This window comes from Bifidobacterium cuniculi, from assembly GCF_000741575.1.
GTDB lineage: Bacteria > Actinomycetota > Actinomycetes > Actinomycetales > Bifidobacteriaceae > Bifidobacterium > Bifidobacterium cuniculi.
This window is the reverse complement of the sequence record NZ_JGYV01000007.1, coordinates 18,011-32,737: the sequence shown is the minus strand read 5'-3', so window position 1 is coordinate 32,737 and position 14,727 is coordinate 18,011. Positions and strand designations below refer to the sequence as shown.

Sequence of the window (14,727 nt, the reverse complement as noted above, 5' to 3'; positions counted from 1 at the left end):
CTCACCCCAGCGCCTGGTTGAAGATGGCGCGCACCTTCGCCTTCGCCTCGCGGCGCTTGACCACGGTCTGCGCGATCAGGCGCGCCATGGGCAGGTCGTCCTTGGTGGTGACCTTCATGTTGCTCGGCGAGCCCGCCACGATGGCGACCGGCTCGTCGGGCAGGTAGTCGACCACGACGCGCGTGTCGTCGGTGGGGCGGAAGTCCGGGTCGTCCGCGGCCAGGTCGTAGGCCTTGCGGATCGTCTCGAAGCGGAAGCCCTGCGGGGTCTGCGCGCGGAAGGAATGGCGGCGCTCGGGCACGGAGCGCACCGCCTGGCGGTCGCCGAGGTCCCCGGTCAGCAGGATCGTGTCCGTGGAGGGACAGGCGACAGTGGCGGCGGTGAACTCGCCCAGCGCGTCGATGCAGCCGTCGATCTCCTCCTGGGAGACGAAGGGCCGCGCCGAATCGTGGATGAGGACCTTGGCGTTGCCGGGCACGCCGGCCTTGGCCAGCATGGCCAAGGCGGCCTCGGTGCTGTCCGAACGTTCCTTGCCGCCCTGCAGCAGGGCGCGGACCTTGGAGTAGCGGTTGGCTTCCACCAGCTCGCCGATCGCGTCATGGACGGCTTCGGAGACGACCACCAGGATGTCGGTGACGCGCGGGTTCTGTTCGAAGGCCTCGATGGACCAGACCACGATCGGCTTGTCCTCGATGGTGACCAGCTGCTTGGGCTGGTCGGGGTCGAAACGGTGGCCGACGCCGGCGGCCAGGACCACGGCGATGACGGGCGTGGTCTGCACAGAGGCGGATGCATGCTTCATGGGCGGGATGCTCCTTGCATTGGTGGTGAAGTGTCGAAAAGACTTGGAAGACTTGGGAAAACAGATGGATGGAGGGCAGTCACCGGCGCACGATGAGCGCCAGCATGCGGCCCTCGTGGGGCTTCTGCGCCAGCTGGGCGCGGCGGTGCGAGAACCACAGCGGGTTCTCCAGCGTGCACATGCTGTGGCGGATATGGCCGAGGCGTTCTGCGAGGGCCGGGTCACCTTCGTTGTCCTCGCGGCACAGCTCCTCGAGCTCCGCGTCGTGGGAGAGATACTGGGTGGCGGCGTTCACGCGCGGCTGGGAGGAGAAGACGCGGTCGGCGTCCACGCCGGCCTTCGCCAGCGCAATCAGCGCGGCCTTGTTGATGTCGATGCCGGGGCCGCCGAAGCGCGTCAGCGTGAAAGTGCCGGGGAAGACGGCGTCGAAGGCGTCGGCGATCTCGTCGCCCACCTCGTAGCAGTCGCCGCAGATCGCCGGGCCGAGCGTGGCCACGATGCGCCCGCGCTGCGCGCCCTTGTCGACCATCATGTCCACCGTGGCGTCGATCACGCCGTCCACCAGGCCCTTGCGGCCTGCGTGCGCGGCGGCGGTCACGCCGGCCTCGGGATCCGCCAGCAGCACCGGCAGGCAGTCCGCGGCGAACACGCCCAGCGCGATGCCCGTGCGGGTCGTCACCTGCGCGTCAGCGTCGATCACCTGGATCGTGCCGTCGTCGGACACCCGATCCACCGCGTCAACCTCCACCGGGTCCCCCGGCACACGCATGCCGGACGCGTTGAAGCCGTAGGCGGCGTTCTCCTCATACAGGTCGTCGAGGTCCACCGGCGTCGCCGAATGCACCTGGTTGACCAGGCTGATGCGCGCATGCAGCTCATTGGCGAGCGCCTCGCGGTTGCGGCGCACGCGTTCGGGCAGGTCGCCGCCCTTGGCGCCGAGGTTGAAGTGCGCGAAGTCGCCTTCGGAGACGCCGCCCAGGCGCGTCGTGTACACGACGGTCACGCCCGGCGCCAGCACGATCGGGATGGTCACGGGCACCGGGTTGCCCTCGTCGTCGGTCGGCGCGATGGCCGAGGAGTCGAGAATGGCGTCGTCGTACTGGCCGTCCTTCGCCGCCTCGTCCTGCTGGTCGACGGTCTTCTGGCCGTGCGCCTGCACTGCCTCGAGCAGTTGCTGCAGGTCGATCCGGACGGGGGTGCGCTCGCCTTCGGGCTGCGCGTTGTCGTTGTGCTCACTCATAACGCACCACTCTAGCCAGTGAAACTGAATGTTTCCTTCATTCGGCTTTCAGGGTGGGTTTCTTCGTGCGCGAGCGGATGGCGGCATTGACGGGCACCTCGACCGGCATGGGGATGGAGAAAACGTGCGCGGGGTTGTTGATGAGGGCGACGGGGCTGCCGTCTGCGTCGCGGATGCCGCCCTCGGGGATGACGTATTCGAGGGGTTGGCGCCCGGGAAGGAGGATCTCCACGAGCTGGCCGGGTTCGATCTTGTTGCGGCTCATCAAGGTCAGGCGACCGCCCTCCTCAGGACTCCAGGACAGGGCCTCCCCCACGACCAGCCACGCGCGGTGGTAGGCGGAGCGGTCGGTGTTCTGCGTGACCTTGTGCTCGGGATAGTAGAAGCCGGTGCTGTAGTCGCGGTGCGCGACCTTGTAGGGTTCCTCCCTGAGCCAACCGGGCAGCTCGACAGGGTCGGCCGGTTCGACGGCGGCGTGCGGGAAGCGGGCGATGAGCTCGTCGGCGGCGTCGGCGACGTCCTGCGTGTCCGGCTCGAAGTCCATGCCGGGCACGCCGGCGAAGGCTTCGTCGGCGCGGCGGGCGACGGCGTCGTCGGCCACGACGGTGCGGTCGCGCACGATGCGGTTCGCGAAGGGCTTGAGCGGGTTGCCGTCGGCGTCCTCGAAGCCGCGCTGGCGCATGTATTCGTTGACGGCGGTCTTGTAGGCGTTGGTCATGGCGGCCACGTAATAGGCGCTCTTGGCGCGGCCCTCGATCTTGAGGCTGGTGACGCCGGAGTCGATCAGGTCGTCAAGATGCTCCATCATGTTCATGTCCTGCGAGTTGAACAGGTAGGTGCCCTGTTCGGTCTCCTCGAGGGGGAAGACCTGGCCGGGGCGTTTCTCCTCCACCAGGGAGTACTTCCAGCGGCAGGGCTGCGCGCATTCGCCGTGGTTGCCGTCGCGGCCGGTCAGGTAGTTGGAGATCAGGCAGCGGCCGGAGAAGGCCATGCACATGGAGCCGTGCACGAAGGCCTCCACGTCCAGGTCGTCGGGAATGTTGGCGCGGATGTCGCGCACGGCCTGCACGTCCAGTTCGCGGGCGAGCACCACGCGGCGCGCGCCCAGCTCGTACAGGGCGTTGGCGGCAAGGTAGTTGGTGACGCCGGCCTGCGTGGACACGTGCAGTTCGAGTTCGGGCGCGATGCGCCGGGCGAGCATCATCACGCCGATGTCGGTGACGATGAGCGCGTCGACGCCGGTCGCCGCCAGCTGGTGGATGTACTGCTCGATGGCTGGCACTTCCGCGTTGCGCGGCAGGATGTTGAGGGTCACGTAGACGCGCGCGCCGCGCTCGTGCGCGTAGGCGGCGCCCTCGGTGAAGTCGGCAATGCTCAGGTTGCGCGGCGCCGAGCGCATGCCGAATGCCTTGCCGCCGCAGTACACGGCGTCGGCGCCGTAGTCGATGGCGGTCTTGAGTCCGCGCAGGTTGCCTGCGGGCGCGAGCACTTCGGGTGCGTGGCGGCGGATAATCGGTGTAGTCACCCCGCCAAGTGTAGTTATAAGGGACACCCCGCGTACTATAAGGGGCACCCACCGCGCTATAAGGGGCAGGACACGCCGACGGATATTCGCTATCCGTCGGCGTGTCGTGCCCCTTATAGCGCGGTGGGTGCCCCTTGTAGCCAAATCAGCCCAGCTGTGCCAGCTCCTCGGGGCTCAGCTCCAGATCGCCGGCCTTGAGGCTGTCAAGGATCGTGGCGGGGCGGTGGGCGCCCGGAATCACGAAGACGTGCTCGCCCTTGGCCAGCTCCCAGGCGAGCACCACCTGCTGGTAGCTCACGCCGTGCGCCTCTGCCACGGCGCGGAAGGGATCGAACTTGCTTTCGTCCTTGGGTTTGCGATAGCCGCCGAGCGGGCTCCAGCACACGAAGGAGATGCCGATGCGCGCGGCGTGCTCCATGGTATCGGCGGTCTCCGTGTAGATCGGCGAGAACTGGTTCTGCACGGCCACCAAGGAGTCGCCGAGGATCTCCTGGGCGATGTCCATCTGCTCGATGGACGCATTGGAAACGCCGGCGGTGCGCGCCACGCCCTCGTCCACCAGCTGCTTGATGGCCTCCACGGACTCGCCGTAGGGGATCGACGGGTCGGGACGGTGGAAGTACAGCAGGTCGATGGTGTCCACGCCGAGGGCCATCGCGCTCTCCTTGCCGCGGCGGATGAGGTTCTCCGGCCGGCCGTCGACCGCCCAGGTGGGCACGCCGTCGGTGAAGTTGCGGTAGTGGCCGACCTTCGTCGCCACGAGCACCTCGTCCTTGGGACCCTTCCAGCTGGCCATCGCCTCGCGCACCAGCTTCTCGCCGGTCTGTTCCTCGCCGCCCGAGCAGTAGTACGCCCAGGCGGTGTCGATCTGCCGGCAGCCGGCGTCGAGTGCGGCGTGGATGGTCTCGATACCCATGTCGTGGCCGAGGTTGTTCTCTAGGGTCAACGGCATCTCCCCCAGTCCGATGGCGGTGGTGTCGAAGGGTCCGAGTGTGCGGTGCAGTACCATGTGGTCTCCTTTGGATAGTGAGGTGGTTCCAGCGTAACGCCTGGTGTGCCTGCTGCCGGAACCTCCGCCCCGCGCCGCTAGAAATTGTTCATTTTCTGAACAAAATCTAGGACGCGGGCCGCCCTGGAAACATCACGGAAAAACGAGAGATTGCTCAGGGACATACGGATGCCGGGGCATACGGGAGCGGCCCCTCGAAACCAGGACGGCCCCGGCACCCCAAGGTGCACGGAGCCGTCCTAAGTCAGCGGAAGCCGCCCGACGAACCGCCGCCGCCTCCGCCGCCTCCGCCGAAGCCACCGCCGGAGAAGCCACCGCCGGACGAACCGGAGGAGGAGGGCATGGCCGCGGTGATGGTCGAGGAGATCGAGCTGAAGCTGTCGCTCAGCTGCGAGCCGAAGCTGCCGCCGTGCGCGCTGAACATGCCCGCCGGCGCCGTGCCGGAGAATGCGCCGCCGTAGTGGTGACGCGCAGGCCGCAGGCTCCAGTACACCAGGCCGTAGCCGACGGCGGAGTCGTCGAGCCAGCGCGGGTCGGCGACCTGCGGGTAGGCGCGCACGAGCTGCGCGATGGCCTTGTCGGAGATGCCGAAGGCGGCTGCGTACACCATGTAGCGGCCCCACAGGGTCATGTCCAGCACACCGCGGTCGGAGAAGTCCGAGTAGTCCTCCAGATAGCGCTTCAGGCCGATGACCTCGCCCGCGTACACGTTGTCCGGCGAACTGAGCACCGTCGCGGGCGTCAGTCCGAGGGCGAGCGCGCCGAGGAACATCATGGGTGCGCTGATGCACAGCATCAGGGCGATACCGCCGCCGAGCGCCGCGTACACCATCCCGGAGAGGACGGCGAGCACGCAGGCAAGCATGCCCATCACCTTGCTGCCGGCGGCGCTCTTCGTGGCGCCCAGCGCGCGGTATTCGCCCATCGCGGCGTCGGTGAAAGCGGCACGGTCCTTGTAGGCGGTCTCGTCGTCCTTGAAGCAGGCGTTCATCTGGTCGAGGTCGAAGACGGGCGAGCCGATGCGCTGCGACGCCTTGATGAGCAGGTCGAGCGCTGCCTGTTCGGACTCGCACAATGCCAGCTCGGGCAACTGGGGCGTGAAGACGACCGGCATGATCACGATGGTACTGGTGTTCTCGCCACCGCCCTGCATGTCGATCATCTGGGCGAGGGAGACCATGTCGGGCCGGCTCATGTCGATGCCGCGGTAGCGCGCGGCGGCACCCGGGTAGATGCCGACGGCGCCCTTGGACATGAGCGACATGACGGTTGCCGTCATGGCGTTGGTCGCCCAGTCGGTGCCCTGTTCCGGAGCGACCACGCTGGCCAGTTTCGCGGCGGCGCCCGGCGACATCTGCGGCAGGTCGCGCCAGTATTCGATGGGCCCGCGGTAGGTGGCGTTCTTGCGCCGGCGCATCGCCATGACCAGCGCGCCGACGCACAGGGCCGCGCCGACGAGCGCGATGACGGTCCAGATCGTCACCTTGATGACGGCGTCATGGTGGCGCTGCTCGTTCCACGCACGCTGCTTGGCTTCCTCGGTGTCATACAGGCTCTGGCGGACGTCCCCGGACACGCGGCGGTCGGGGCGGACCGCGGACGTGGGGTTGAACATGGCGACCACGTCCACGTACTGGCCGGCGCGCAGGTCGCGGGCGGAGAACCGCAGGACGCGTCCGTCGTCGCTGCGGCTGTTCTCGGAGAGCGCCTCCGTGTGCAGCCACGCCCAGGAGGTGTCGTTGCCGGTGCCTTCGGGCAGCGCCAGCGTGACGTTGAGTTCGCCGATGGGCACCTCGTCCTCGTCGTTGCGCACGGACCACTGGAACGCGTCGACGTCGCCGTAGGCGGTGACGGCGTTCTCGAAGGTCATGGTCACCTCGAAGCGCAGGCTGTCCACGCTGGAGACGGAGGGGAAGTTCCAGCCGACCTCCACGGTCGTACTGGTGCCGTCATCCTCGGTTTCCGTGGGTGTGAGCGGCTCGTAGGGCCTGGGATTGGAGGCGCCGTAGCTGACGTCGGCGATGTACCAGTGGCCGGCGCACTGCGCGTCCCACCTGGCGGAACTGTAGGCGCTCGGCGAGCTGCAGGTGGGGTCCATCTGCGTGTATGTCTCGCCGGTGTTGAGGTTCTTCACGGAGATGTCGGACAGGCCGGTGACCTGCCAGGATTCAAGCGTGTACTGGCGGTACGCCTGCCGCCAGGGCACGGTGTTGTCGTCGCCGTCCTCGCGGTGGTTGAGGTGCGCGTCAATGACCTGCCGGGTGACGATGTCGCCGTCCTTCGTGACCTGCGCCTCGATGTCCCAGGTCCGGTAGCTGCCGGACGCGGACTTGGTGGCCGCCATGATGGGGGCCGCCATGCACACGAAGAGCACGGCCGTGGCAACGAGCGCGACGATGACCGCCTTGGTGATGGATCTGGGACGCATGGTCGACCTGCCTGGGGCGCCTCAGAACCGCACCTGCGGCGGCACGTTCGGCTGGAAGTTCACCTGCGGCACGACGCGCGACTGCTCGTCGGCGACGAAGTACTGCGCGGGCATGAAGTGGAACATGTTCGCGATGACGTTCGTCGGGACGGTCTGGATGCGCGTATTGTACTTCATGGTGACGTCGTTGTAGAACTGGCGCGCGTAGGCGATCTTGTCCTCGACCTGGCGCAGCTGCGCCTGCAGGTCCATGAAGTTGACGTTCGCCTTGAGGTCCGGGTACGCCTCGGAGACGGCATTGAGGTTGAGCATGGCGTGCGACAGCTGGTTCTCCGCGGCGGCGCGCTGCTCGAGGGAGGCGTTGGGGTTGGCGGCAGCCGCGACTGCGCCGGCACGCGCCTGGGTGACGGCCTGCAGGACGCCGCTCTCGTGGCCGGCGTAGCCCTTGACCGTCTCCACGAGGTTGGGGATGAGGTCCGCGCGCTGCTTGAGCAGCACGTCGATCTGCGCCCAGCCGTTGCCCACGCGGTTGCGCATGCCGACCAAGCTGTTGTAGATGCCGATGACCCACACGGCCAGGATGATCAGGATGGCCAGGATGACCAACGCGATGACGAGCCCGACGTTCATGGTTTCACGCTCCTTGGTTCAATGACAAATTCCTCCCATTGAACCATGGCGAGGACTCCCATGCAAACGTTGTCCGGCTCGTGGGAAGCGGGAAGCGGTGGGGGTGGTGCTAGAAATCTTACGTTTTTCCGTAAGAAATCTAGGGCGGCCCGCGCAAGCGGCCCGCATCCTAGATTTCTTACGGAAAAACGTAAGATTTCTAGCACCACCCCCACCAACGCAGACGGGGCCTCCCCCGCCCGCAGGCAAGGGAGGCCCCGTCACTCAGCTGCGCTCAGTCGGCCCTCGGCTCAGTCCTCGTCGAAGGGATCGAAGTCGCGGCGCACGCGGCGACGCGGACGCTCGTGGCGCTCGGCGCGGTCGGCGCGGTACTCGTCGTAGTTCTCGTCGGTGGCGTAGCGCGGGTTGCGGTCGTCACGGCGGGAGGAACGGCGCGGACGCTCGTCACGGTCCTCGCGGCGGGAACGGCGCGGACGGTCGTCACGGTCGTAGTCGCGGTCGTCACGCTCGGCACGGCGACGGCGCGGACGCTCGTCGTACTCGTCGTCGTAGTCGTCACGGCGGGAACGGCGCGGACGGTCGTCATAGTCGCGCTCGCGGCGGTCATCGCGATCGCGGCGGGAACGGCGCGGACGGTCATCGTCGTCGTAGTCGCGGCGACGCGGACGCTCGTCGCGATCACGGCGGCCGCCACGGTCCTCACGCTCGCGGCGCGGACGCTCGGCAGCGCCTTCCTGGTGCTCGAAGCCGGGCACCGCCAGGGAGATCTTGCCGCGCTCGTCGACGCCCTGCACCACGACCTCCACGGTGTCGCCCTCCTTGAGGACGTCCTCCACCGCGTCGATGCGCTCGCCGTCCGCCAGGTTGCGGATCTGCGAGATGTGCAGCAGGCCGTCGGTGCCCGGCGTCAGGTTGACGAAGGCGCCGAAGCTCGTGGTCTTCACGACCTTGCCGTTGTAGGTTTCGCCGGCCTCGGGCACGTGCGGGTTGGCGATCTGGTCGATGATCTCCTTCGCCTTGGCGGCGGCCTCGCCACCCTCGGAGGCGATGTAGACGGTGCCGTCGTCCTCGATGGTGATCTCGGCGCCCGTGTCCTCCTGGATCTGGTTGATCATCTTGCCCTTCGGGCCGATGACCTCGCCGATCTTGTCCACCGGGACGGTGGTGGTGATGATGCGCGGCGCGGTCTCGCTCATCTCGGCCGGGCCGTTGATGCACTCGTTGATGACCTCGAGGATCGTCTGGCGGGCCTCGTGTGCCTGCTTGAGGGCGCCGGCGAGCACGTCGGCCGGGATGCCGTCGAGCTTGGTGTCCAGCTGCAGGGCGGTGATGAAGTCCGCGGTGCCGGCGACCTTGAAGTCCATGTCGCCGAAGGCGTCCTCGGCACCCAGGATGTCGGTCAGCGTCTTGTAGATGTGCTGGCCGTCCACGTCACCGGAGACCAGGCCCATGGCGATGCCGGCGACCGGCGCCTTGAGCGGCACGCCGGCGGCGAGCAGCGACAGGGTGGAGGCGCACACGGAGCCCATGGAGGTCGAACCGTTGGAACCGATGGCCTCGGAGACCTGGCGGATGGCGTAGGGGAACTCCTCACGGCTCGGCAGCACCGGCAGGATGGCCTTCTCGGCGAGCGCGCCATGGCCGATCTCGCGGCGCTTCGGGGAGCCGACGCGGCCGGTTTCGCCGGTCGAGTACGGCGGCATCTCGTAGTTGTGCATGTAGCGCTTCGAGGTTGGGCCGGACAGCGAGTCGATCTGCTGCTCCATCTTGAGCATGTTCAGGGTGGTCACGCCCAGGATCTGGGTCTCGCCACGCTGGAAGAGCGCGGAACCGTGCACGCGCGGCACGATGTCCACCTCGGCGGACAGGGTGCGGATGTCGCGCAGGCCACGGCCGTCGATGCGGTAGTCCTGGGTGAGGATGCGGCGGCGCACGATCTGGCGCTGCAGCTCCTTGAAGGCGTTGCCGAGTTCCTTGTCCTTCTCGGCCTCGTCCATGTCGGTGAACTCCACCGCGAGGGTGTCCTTCACCTTCTGCTTGATCTCGGCGATGCGCTCCTGGCGCGGCAGCTTCTCCGCGATGGAGAGCGCCTCATCCAGGTCGGCGTGCGCGATCTCGTCGATGCGGTTGTACAGGTCCTCGGTGTACTCCGGGAACAGCGGGAAGTCACGCGTCTCCTTGGCGGCCATCTCCTTGAGCTTGTTCTGCGCGTCGCACAGGACCTTGATGAACGGCTTGGCGGCCTCGAGGCCACCGGCCACGACCTCCTCGTCAGGCTTTTGCTGGCCCTCGTCGTGCACGAGGCTCCACACGTTCTTGCCGGCACCGGCCTCGATCATGGCGATGGCGACGTCACCGTTCTCGATGACGCGGCCGGCGACCACGATCTCGAAGACGGCGCGCTCGCGCTCGCTCCAGCGCGGGAAGGCGACCCACTGGCCGTCGATGAGCGCCAGGCGCACGCCGCCGACCGGGCCGGAGAAGGGCAGGCCGGAGATGAGCGTGGACGCCGAGGCGGCGTTCAGCGCGATCATGTCGTAGGAATCCTCGGGGTTGACCGCGAGGATGGTCTCCACGATCTGCACTTCGTTGCGCAGGGTGTGGGGGAAGAGGGGGCGCAGGGGGCGGTCGATGATGCGGCAGGCCAGGATGGCCTCGGAGCTCGGGCGGCCTTCGCGGCGGAAGAAGGAGCCGGGGATCTTGCCCGCGGCGTACATCTTCTCCTCGACGTCCACGGTCAGCGGGAAGAAGTCGTAGTTCTCCTTGGGGCTGTTGCCGGCGGTCGTGGTCGACAGGACCATCGAGTCGTCGTCGAGATAGGCGGCCACGGCGCCGTCCGCCTGCTGTGCGAGTCGTCCGGTTTCGAAGCGCACCGTGCGCGTCCCGTACGAACCATTGTCAATGACGGCTTCCACAGCCTTGATTTCGGGACCCTCCATAGGGTTCCTCCTTTGTTGTTCTATTTGTCTTTCTCAAACATCCTCTGAAACCGGCCGTCGTCGTATGTCGTCTCGGTCGCTCCCCGTAGGTCCGACGGCCGCATCATGGTTCGCCGCCCGATCCCGCGGGGATGGCGGCATCTTCAGTTATCTGCGTCGCCTGGGCGACGGGCGCATTCCACCGGTACACGATTGTAATACCGGGTGTGCGGACGGGGCCGCTTATGCGTTGGGCTCACCCAACAAAAACCCGAGCCGGCGGATGCCGTGCCCGGGTTGCAGCTTATCGGCGCAGGCCGAGGCGCTCGATCAGGGAGCGGTAACGCTCGATGTCGACCTTCTTGAGGTAGTCAAGCAGGCGACGGCGGTCACCGACCATGAGCAGCAGGCCACGACGGGAGTGGTGGTCGTGCTTGTGCTCCTTGAGGTGCTCGGTCAGGTCGGCGATGCGCTTGCTCAGCAGCGCAACCTGGACCTCGGGGGAGCCGGTGTCACCCTCATGGGTCGCATACTCGGCGATGATCTGCTTCTTGTCTTCAGCCGTCAGTGCCACGGCATCCTCCTTGTGAACTGCGCGGTGCCACCGGCCTTCTGCCGGAAGCGCTCTCTATCCGCGGGCGAAACACGCCAAGGGGATAGTGTACGCCGAGGGGTGGAAGAAGGTGCATTGTCCACGATTCGAGACAGTCGTTCGCCTTGCGGCGAGCGCCCGCGCACGTTCATTGTCCCGCAATGCGGCCGTCCGTACAATGGCCGCACCAACACGACCATCCACGACAATACAGGAGGCAGGCATGGGTACGGTCACGAAGATCGGCATCATCGGCATGGGACACGTCGGCGCGCACGTCGCCAACAGCCTGGTGCTGCAGGGCATCGCGGACGAGCTGTACATGACGGAGATCTGCTCGGGCGAGGCGAGCCGCCAGGCGAAACTCGACGCCGAAGTGCAGGACCTGGGCGACTCGCTCGCCTTCTGCCCGCATAATGTGGCACTCGTCAATTGCGGCGAGGACTATGCGCAGCTGGCGCAGTGCGACGTCATCGTCAACGCCGCCGGCGACGTCTCGCTGGCAGCGACGAACCGTGACGGCGAGTTGTTCTATACCACCGACACGGCGAAGCGCTTCATCGAGCCGGTCACGGCGGCCGGCTTCGGCGGCGTGTGGGTCACCATCGCCAATCCCTGCGACGTCGTGGCCACGGAAATCTGGAAGCTCTCGGGCATCGACTCGAACCGCGTGGTCGGCACCGGCACGGCGCTCGACTCCAGCCGCCTGAAGTACGCGCTGTCGCGGGTCACCGGCTTCGACCAGCACTCCATCAGCGCGTACATGCTCGGCGAGCACGGCGCCAGCATGTTCGCCGCGCTCAGCGCGGTGAGCTTCGGCGGCAAGCCGCTGTCCCAGCTGCGCGCCGAGCAGCCGGAGCGCTTCGGCTTCGACCTGGCCGCGGTGGAGGACGCCGCGCGCCAGGGCGGCTACGTGACCTACGCGGGCAAGCAGTGCACGGAGTTCGCGGTCGCGGACGCCGCGTGCCGGCTCGTGCGCGCCATCGTGTCCAACGAGCATTACATCACCGCGTGCTCCACGCTCATGACCGGCGAGTACGGCGAGTACGGCTTGTTCACATCCCTGCCGTGCGTCGTCGGCGCCGACGGCGTCGAGGAGGTGCTGCACCTCGACCTGACCGATGCCGAGCTCGACGAGTTCCATGCGAGCTGCGCGCACGTGCGGGAGAACCTGGGGCGCGTCGGGCTGGCGTGACCGCTACACGACGGTGATGAACCCGCCGAAGAGCACGATGAGCAGCGCCGCCACCTCGAAGACGAACAGCAGGATGAGGCTCGTCCACACGTGCGTGAGCACGTTGAAGGGCGAGTCCTTGGGCACCACCACGAGGATGCCGACCCACACGACGGCGAAGGCCGCCAGCGCGAGCGCGGCGGCGATGATGCCCAGATTGGCGGCGTTCGCGATGCGCGCATGCTCGCCGTAGATGACGTAGGTGGAGTACCAGAAGTTGAACTTGAGCAGGCTGACGCCGCCGATGAACTGCTCCCCGCACAGCAGCACGAGGAATATGGAGAACCACGTCTTGCGGTAGCGGTCGACGAGCATCATCGTCAGCGACACCAGCATGAAGGCGGTCACGGCCCATGCGACCAGGACGATGCCGCGCGAGTCGACCATGGAGCAGTGCGCGATGACCCAGTCGGTGTGGTGGACGGCGATGTTGCGCCCCGCCCAGAACGGCACGACGAGGGCGGCGAGCACCAGGAGGACGCCGATGGCCCACATGGCCGGCCGCGCGCGCTGGCGTTCGATGTCCGCCAGGGAAATGTCCGACTCGGGAATGGTGGGCTCGGGATGCTTGGAGACGAGGTTCTCCTCCATCTCCTGGGCGCTGTGCGGGGTCATGGGCACTGGCGCCGGCTCCTCGTCGAGCGCCCTGAGCATCGCCGCCTCCTGGAAGGATGGCGTGCGGATCGCGGTGGGTGCGGCGCGGTGAGGCCCCATGGTGTCGTCGTGTGTGCGCGTCATGGTGTCCACTGTAGCGCCGACGGCTGCCCTGCATACGAAAAAACGGCTGAATTCCTTGGAATTCAGCCGTTCTCATGGAGCGGATGACGGGAATCGAACCCGCGTAATCAGTTTGGAAGACTGAGGCTCTACCATTGAGCTACATCCGCGTGTTGCCGAGACAACTCGAGATATTGTACACGCTTTCCGCACGTCCGTCCAGTACGCCACGCCGAGTCGTGCCCCTGCTTCTTCTTCTCCCTCTTTTCTCTAGTTTCTTCTGTTCCCTGATCTTCCTCCATTCCCGCAACCTGTTCCCTGCTTCCCCCGCCACCCCGCTCTTCCCGTCCTCCTACCCTTTTTCGTGTGTGCTCTCCCCGCGGCTACGCATAACTGCAGATTGCAGTTATGCGCTCATAACCGTGTTGATAGCCCTGCAATATGCATATGTTGCAGAAGTATCTGCCGAGTTATGGGCGCATAACTGCAATCTGCAGTTGTGCTACAGGGTTGGGCGTCGGAAGAGGCCGCTGCAGCACATTCCGGGCACACCGGCACACCCAGGGCACCGGCCCGGCGAAAGTACGCACCTCCTCACCCCTCCAGCACGACGACGGCGCTGGCGACGGGGCCGTCGTGGCTCACGGACACGGACCAGTGCAGGGAGTGCGCAGGTTGGCCCAGGGAACCGGCCAGCGTCTCCTCGACGTCGGCGCCCAGCACGATCCGCGGGACGCCGCGCGTGTCATCGATCGTCTCCACCGCCGACCAGGGGAAGTCGTCGAGCGTGTAGGGGGATGGGGCTCCCCCCAGCGCGGCGCACCAAGCCTTGAGTACGGACTCCTTGGCGGCCCAGCGTGCCGCCAGGTGCACGGCGACGTCGTCGTGGCGAGCTGCGGCACGCGACTCGGCCTGCCGCAGCTCGCGCGCGGAGAACAGACGGCGCATGGCGGTGCCCGGCATCGCCAGCTGGTCGGCGAAGGCGGCCACGTCCACCACGTCATGCCCCAGTCCCAGGATCATCAATCCTCCTCGCTTTCGGTCACGTTCGTCATCCTAGGCGGCGTTCGGCACGTAGGATGGGAGGCATCCCAAGGAAAGGACTGCCATGATCGATTTCCAGAACGCCTCCTTCGTCAAGCTCAACCACGCGGATCCCGCCAAGGCCGCCGAAGCCCTCGACGGGCTGCTCGTGCCCGGCGAGACGGTGCAGGCCGCATTCCGCAGCGTGCGCGACTGGGTGATCTTCACCGACCGGCGCATCGTCACCGTGAACATCCAGGGCATGACCGGCAAGAAGCGCGACTTCACCAGCCTGCCCTACAAGCGCATCCAGGTCTTCAGCGTGGAGACCGCCGGCCACTTCGACCTCGAGAGCGAACTGGAGATGTGGTTCAGCGGTCTGGGCAAGGTGATGCTGGAGTTCGCCAACGGCGTCGACATCCGCGCCCTGGCGCAGCTGATCGGCAGCCGTGCGCTGTAGTGGGCGTCCGTATGCATCCCGTAAGAAATTGTTCGTTTTTCCGGACAAAATCTAGGGGACGGCTGCCTGCCGGATGCCCAAAACGACTCTCCGAAGCCGTTCCCGGCATCCGGCAGGCAGCCGTCCCCTAGATTTTGTCCGGAAAAACG

Annotated in this window: 12 protein-coding genes and 1 tRNA gene; 2 read left to right on the top strand and 11 right to left on the bottom strand. The window is 66.8% G+C overall.

The genetic code is table 11. The features are described 5' to 3' along the window. Position 1: 1 nt before the first annotated feature. From BCUN_RS05130 to rpsO, 8 genes are all read right to left on the bottom strand, one after another. Complete coding sequence (locus tag BCUN_RS05130) at positions 2–802, bottom strand: IspD/TarI family cytidylyltransferase (RefSeq protein WP_033514945.1); 801 nt, start codon at positions 800–802, stop codon at positions 2–4. Positions 803–881: 79 nt separating this feature from the next. Beyond that, on the bottom strand, positions 882–2,042 hold the full coding sequence (locus BCUN_RS05125) for a purine nucleoside phosphorylase YfiH/LACC1 family protein (RefSeq protein ID WP_081895556.1): 1,161 nt from the start codon (positions 2,040–2,042) through the stop codon (positions 882–884). 37 nt (positions 2,043–2,079) lie between these two features. After that, complete coding sequence (locus BCUN_RS05120) at positions 2,080–3,555, bottom strand: peptidase U32 family protein (RefSeq protein WP_033515024.1); 1,476 nt, start codon at positions 3,553–3,555, stop codon at positions 2,080–2,082. A 157-nt stretch (positions 3,556–3,712) separates the two neighbouring features. Then, positions 3,713–4,576: an aldo/keto reductase gene (locus BCUN_RS05115; RefSeq protein ID WP_033514943.1), complete on the bottom strand. Its 864-nt coding sequence runs from the start codon at positions 4,574–4,576 to the stop codon at positions 3,713–3,715. 244 nt (positions 4,577–4,820) lie between these two features. Beyond that, on the bottom strand, positions 4,821–7,004 hold the full coding sequence (locus BCUN_RS05110; RefSeq protein WP_033514941.1) for a DUF2207 domain-containing protein: 2,184 nt from the start codon (positions 7,002–7,004) through the stop codon (positions 4,821–4,823). A 21-nt stretch (positions 7,005–7,025) separates the two neighbouring features. Then, complete coding sequence (locus BCUN_RS05105) at positions 7,026–7,634, bottom strand: LemA family protein (protein WP_033514939.1); 609 nt, start codon at positions 7,632–7,634, stop codon at positions 7,026–7,028. 290 nt (positions 7,635–7,924) lie between these two features. After that, positions 7,925–10,573 carry a polyribonucleotide nucleotidyltransferase gene (locus tag BCUN_RS05100; protein WP_033514937.1) on the bottom strand — a complete coding sequence of 883 codons (2,649 nt, stop codon included), beginning with the start codon at positions 10,571–10,573 and terminating at the stop codon, positions 7,925–7,927. 283 nt (positions 10,574–10,856) lie between these two features. Continuing rightward, a complete protein-coding gene (gene rpsO, locus BCUN_RS05095) occupies positions 10,857–11,126 on the bottom strand; it encodes a 30S ribosomal protein S15 (RefSeq protein WP_033514935.1) in 270 nt (89 codons plus the stop codon). Between the two features lie 241 nt (positions 11,127–11,367). Here rpsO and BCUN_RS05090 point away from each other — a divergent pair, with 241 nt between their 5' ends. Next, the gene (locus tag BCUN_RS05090; protein ID WP_033514933.1) at positions 11,368–12,339 is read left to right on the top strand and encodes a lactate/malate family dehydrogenase; all 972 of its coding nucleotides are present in this window, start codon (positions 11,368–11,370) and stop codon (positions 12,337–12,339) included. 3 nt (positions 12,340–12,342) lie between these two features. Here BCUN_RS05090 and BCUN_RS05085 read toward each other — a convergent pair whose 3' ends face one another. From BCUN_RS05085 to BCUN_RS05075, 3 genes are all read right to left on the bottom strand, one after another. Then, the gene (locus BCUN_RS05085; protein ID WP_238552332.1) at positions 12,343–13,116 is read right to left on the bottom strand and encodes a teichoic acid transporter; all 774 of its coding nucleotides are present in this window, start codon (positions 13,114–13,116) and stop codon (positions 12,343–12,345) included. 75 nt (positions 13,117–13,191) lie between these two features. Next, positions 13,192–13,265, bottom strand: a tRNA-Gly gene (locus tag BCUN_RS05080). Between the two features lie 424 nt (positions 13,266–13,689). Then, positions 13,690–14,118, bottom strand: a complete 429-nt coding sequence (locus BCUN_RS05075) for a holo-ACP synthase (RefSeq protein WP_081895555.1) — start codon at positions 14,116–14,118, stop codon at positions 13,690–13,692. An 85-nt stretch (positions 14,119–14,203) separates the two neighbouring features. Between BCUN_RS05075 and BCUN_RS05070 the strand changes: the two genes are divergently transcribed. Further along, positions 14,204–14,578, top strand: coding sequence for a PH domain-containing protein (locus BCUN_RS05070; protein ID WP_033514931.1), 375 nt, complete (start codon positions 14,204–14,206; stop codon positions 14,576–14,578). The last annotated feature ends 149 nt before the right edge of the window (positions 14,579–14,727 follow it).

Bases quoted from the DNA above. Each gene is read 5' to 3' on its own strand.
- BCUN_RS05130 (WP_033514945.1), bottom strand. From the start codon at position 802: ATGAAGCATGCATCCGCCTCTGTGCAGACCACGCCCGTCATCGCCGTG.
- BCUN_RS05125 (WP_081895556.1), bottom strand. From the start codon at position 2,042: ATGAGTGAGCACAACGACAACGCGCAGCCCGAAGGCGAGCGCACCCCC.
- BCUN_RS05115 (WP_033514943.1), bottom strand. From the start codon at position 4,576: ATGGTACTGCACCGCACACTCGGACCCTTCGACACCACCGCCATCGGA.
- BCUN_RS05110 (WP_033514941.1), bottom strand. From the start codon at position 7,004: ATGCGTCCCAGATCCATCACCAAGGCGGTCATCGTCGCGCTCGTTGCC.
- BCUN_RS05105 (WP_033514939.1), bottom strand. From the start codon at position 7,634: ATGAACGTCGGGCTCGTCATCGCGTTGGTCATCCTGGCCATCCTGATC.
- BCUN_RS05100 (WP_033514937.1), bottom strand. From the start codon at position 10,573: ATGGAGGGTCCCGAAATCAAGGCTGTGGAAGCCGTCATTGACAATGGT.
- BCUN_RS05090 (WP_033514933.1), top strand. From the start codon at position 11,368: ATGGGTACGGTCACGAAGATCGGCATCATCGGCATGGGACACGTCGGC.
- BCUN_RS05085 (WP_238552332.1), bottom strand. From the start codon at position 13,116: ATGACGCGCACACACGACGACACCATGGGGCCTCACCGCGCCGCACCC.
- BCUN_RS05075 (WP_081895555.1), bottom strand. From the start codon at position 14,118: ATGATCCTGGGACTGGGGCATGACGTGGTGGACGTGGCCGCCTTCGCC.
- BCUN_RS05070 (WP_033514931.1), top strand. From the start codon at position 14,204: ATGATCGATTTCCAGAACGCCTCCTTCGTCAAGCTCAACCACGCGGAT.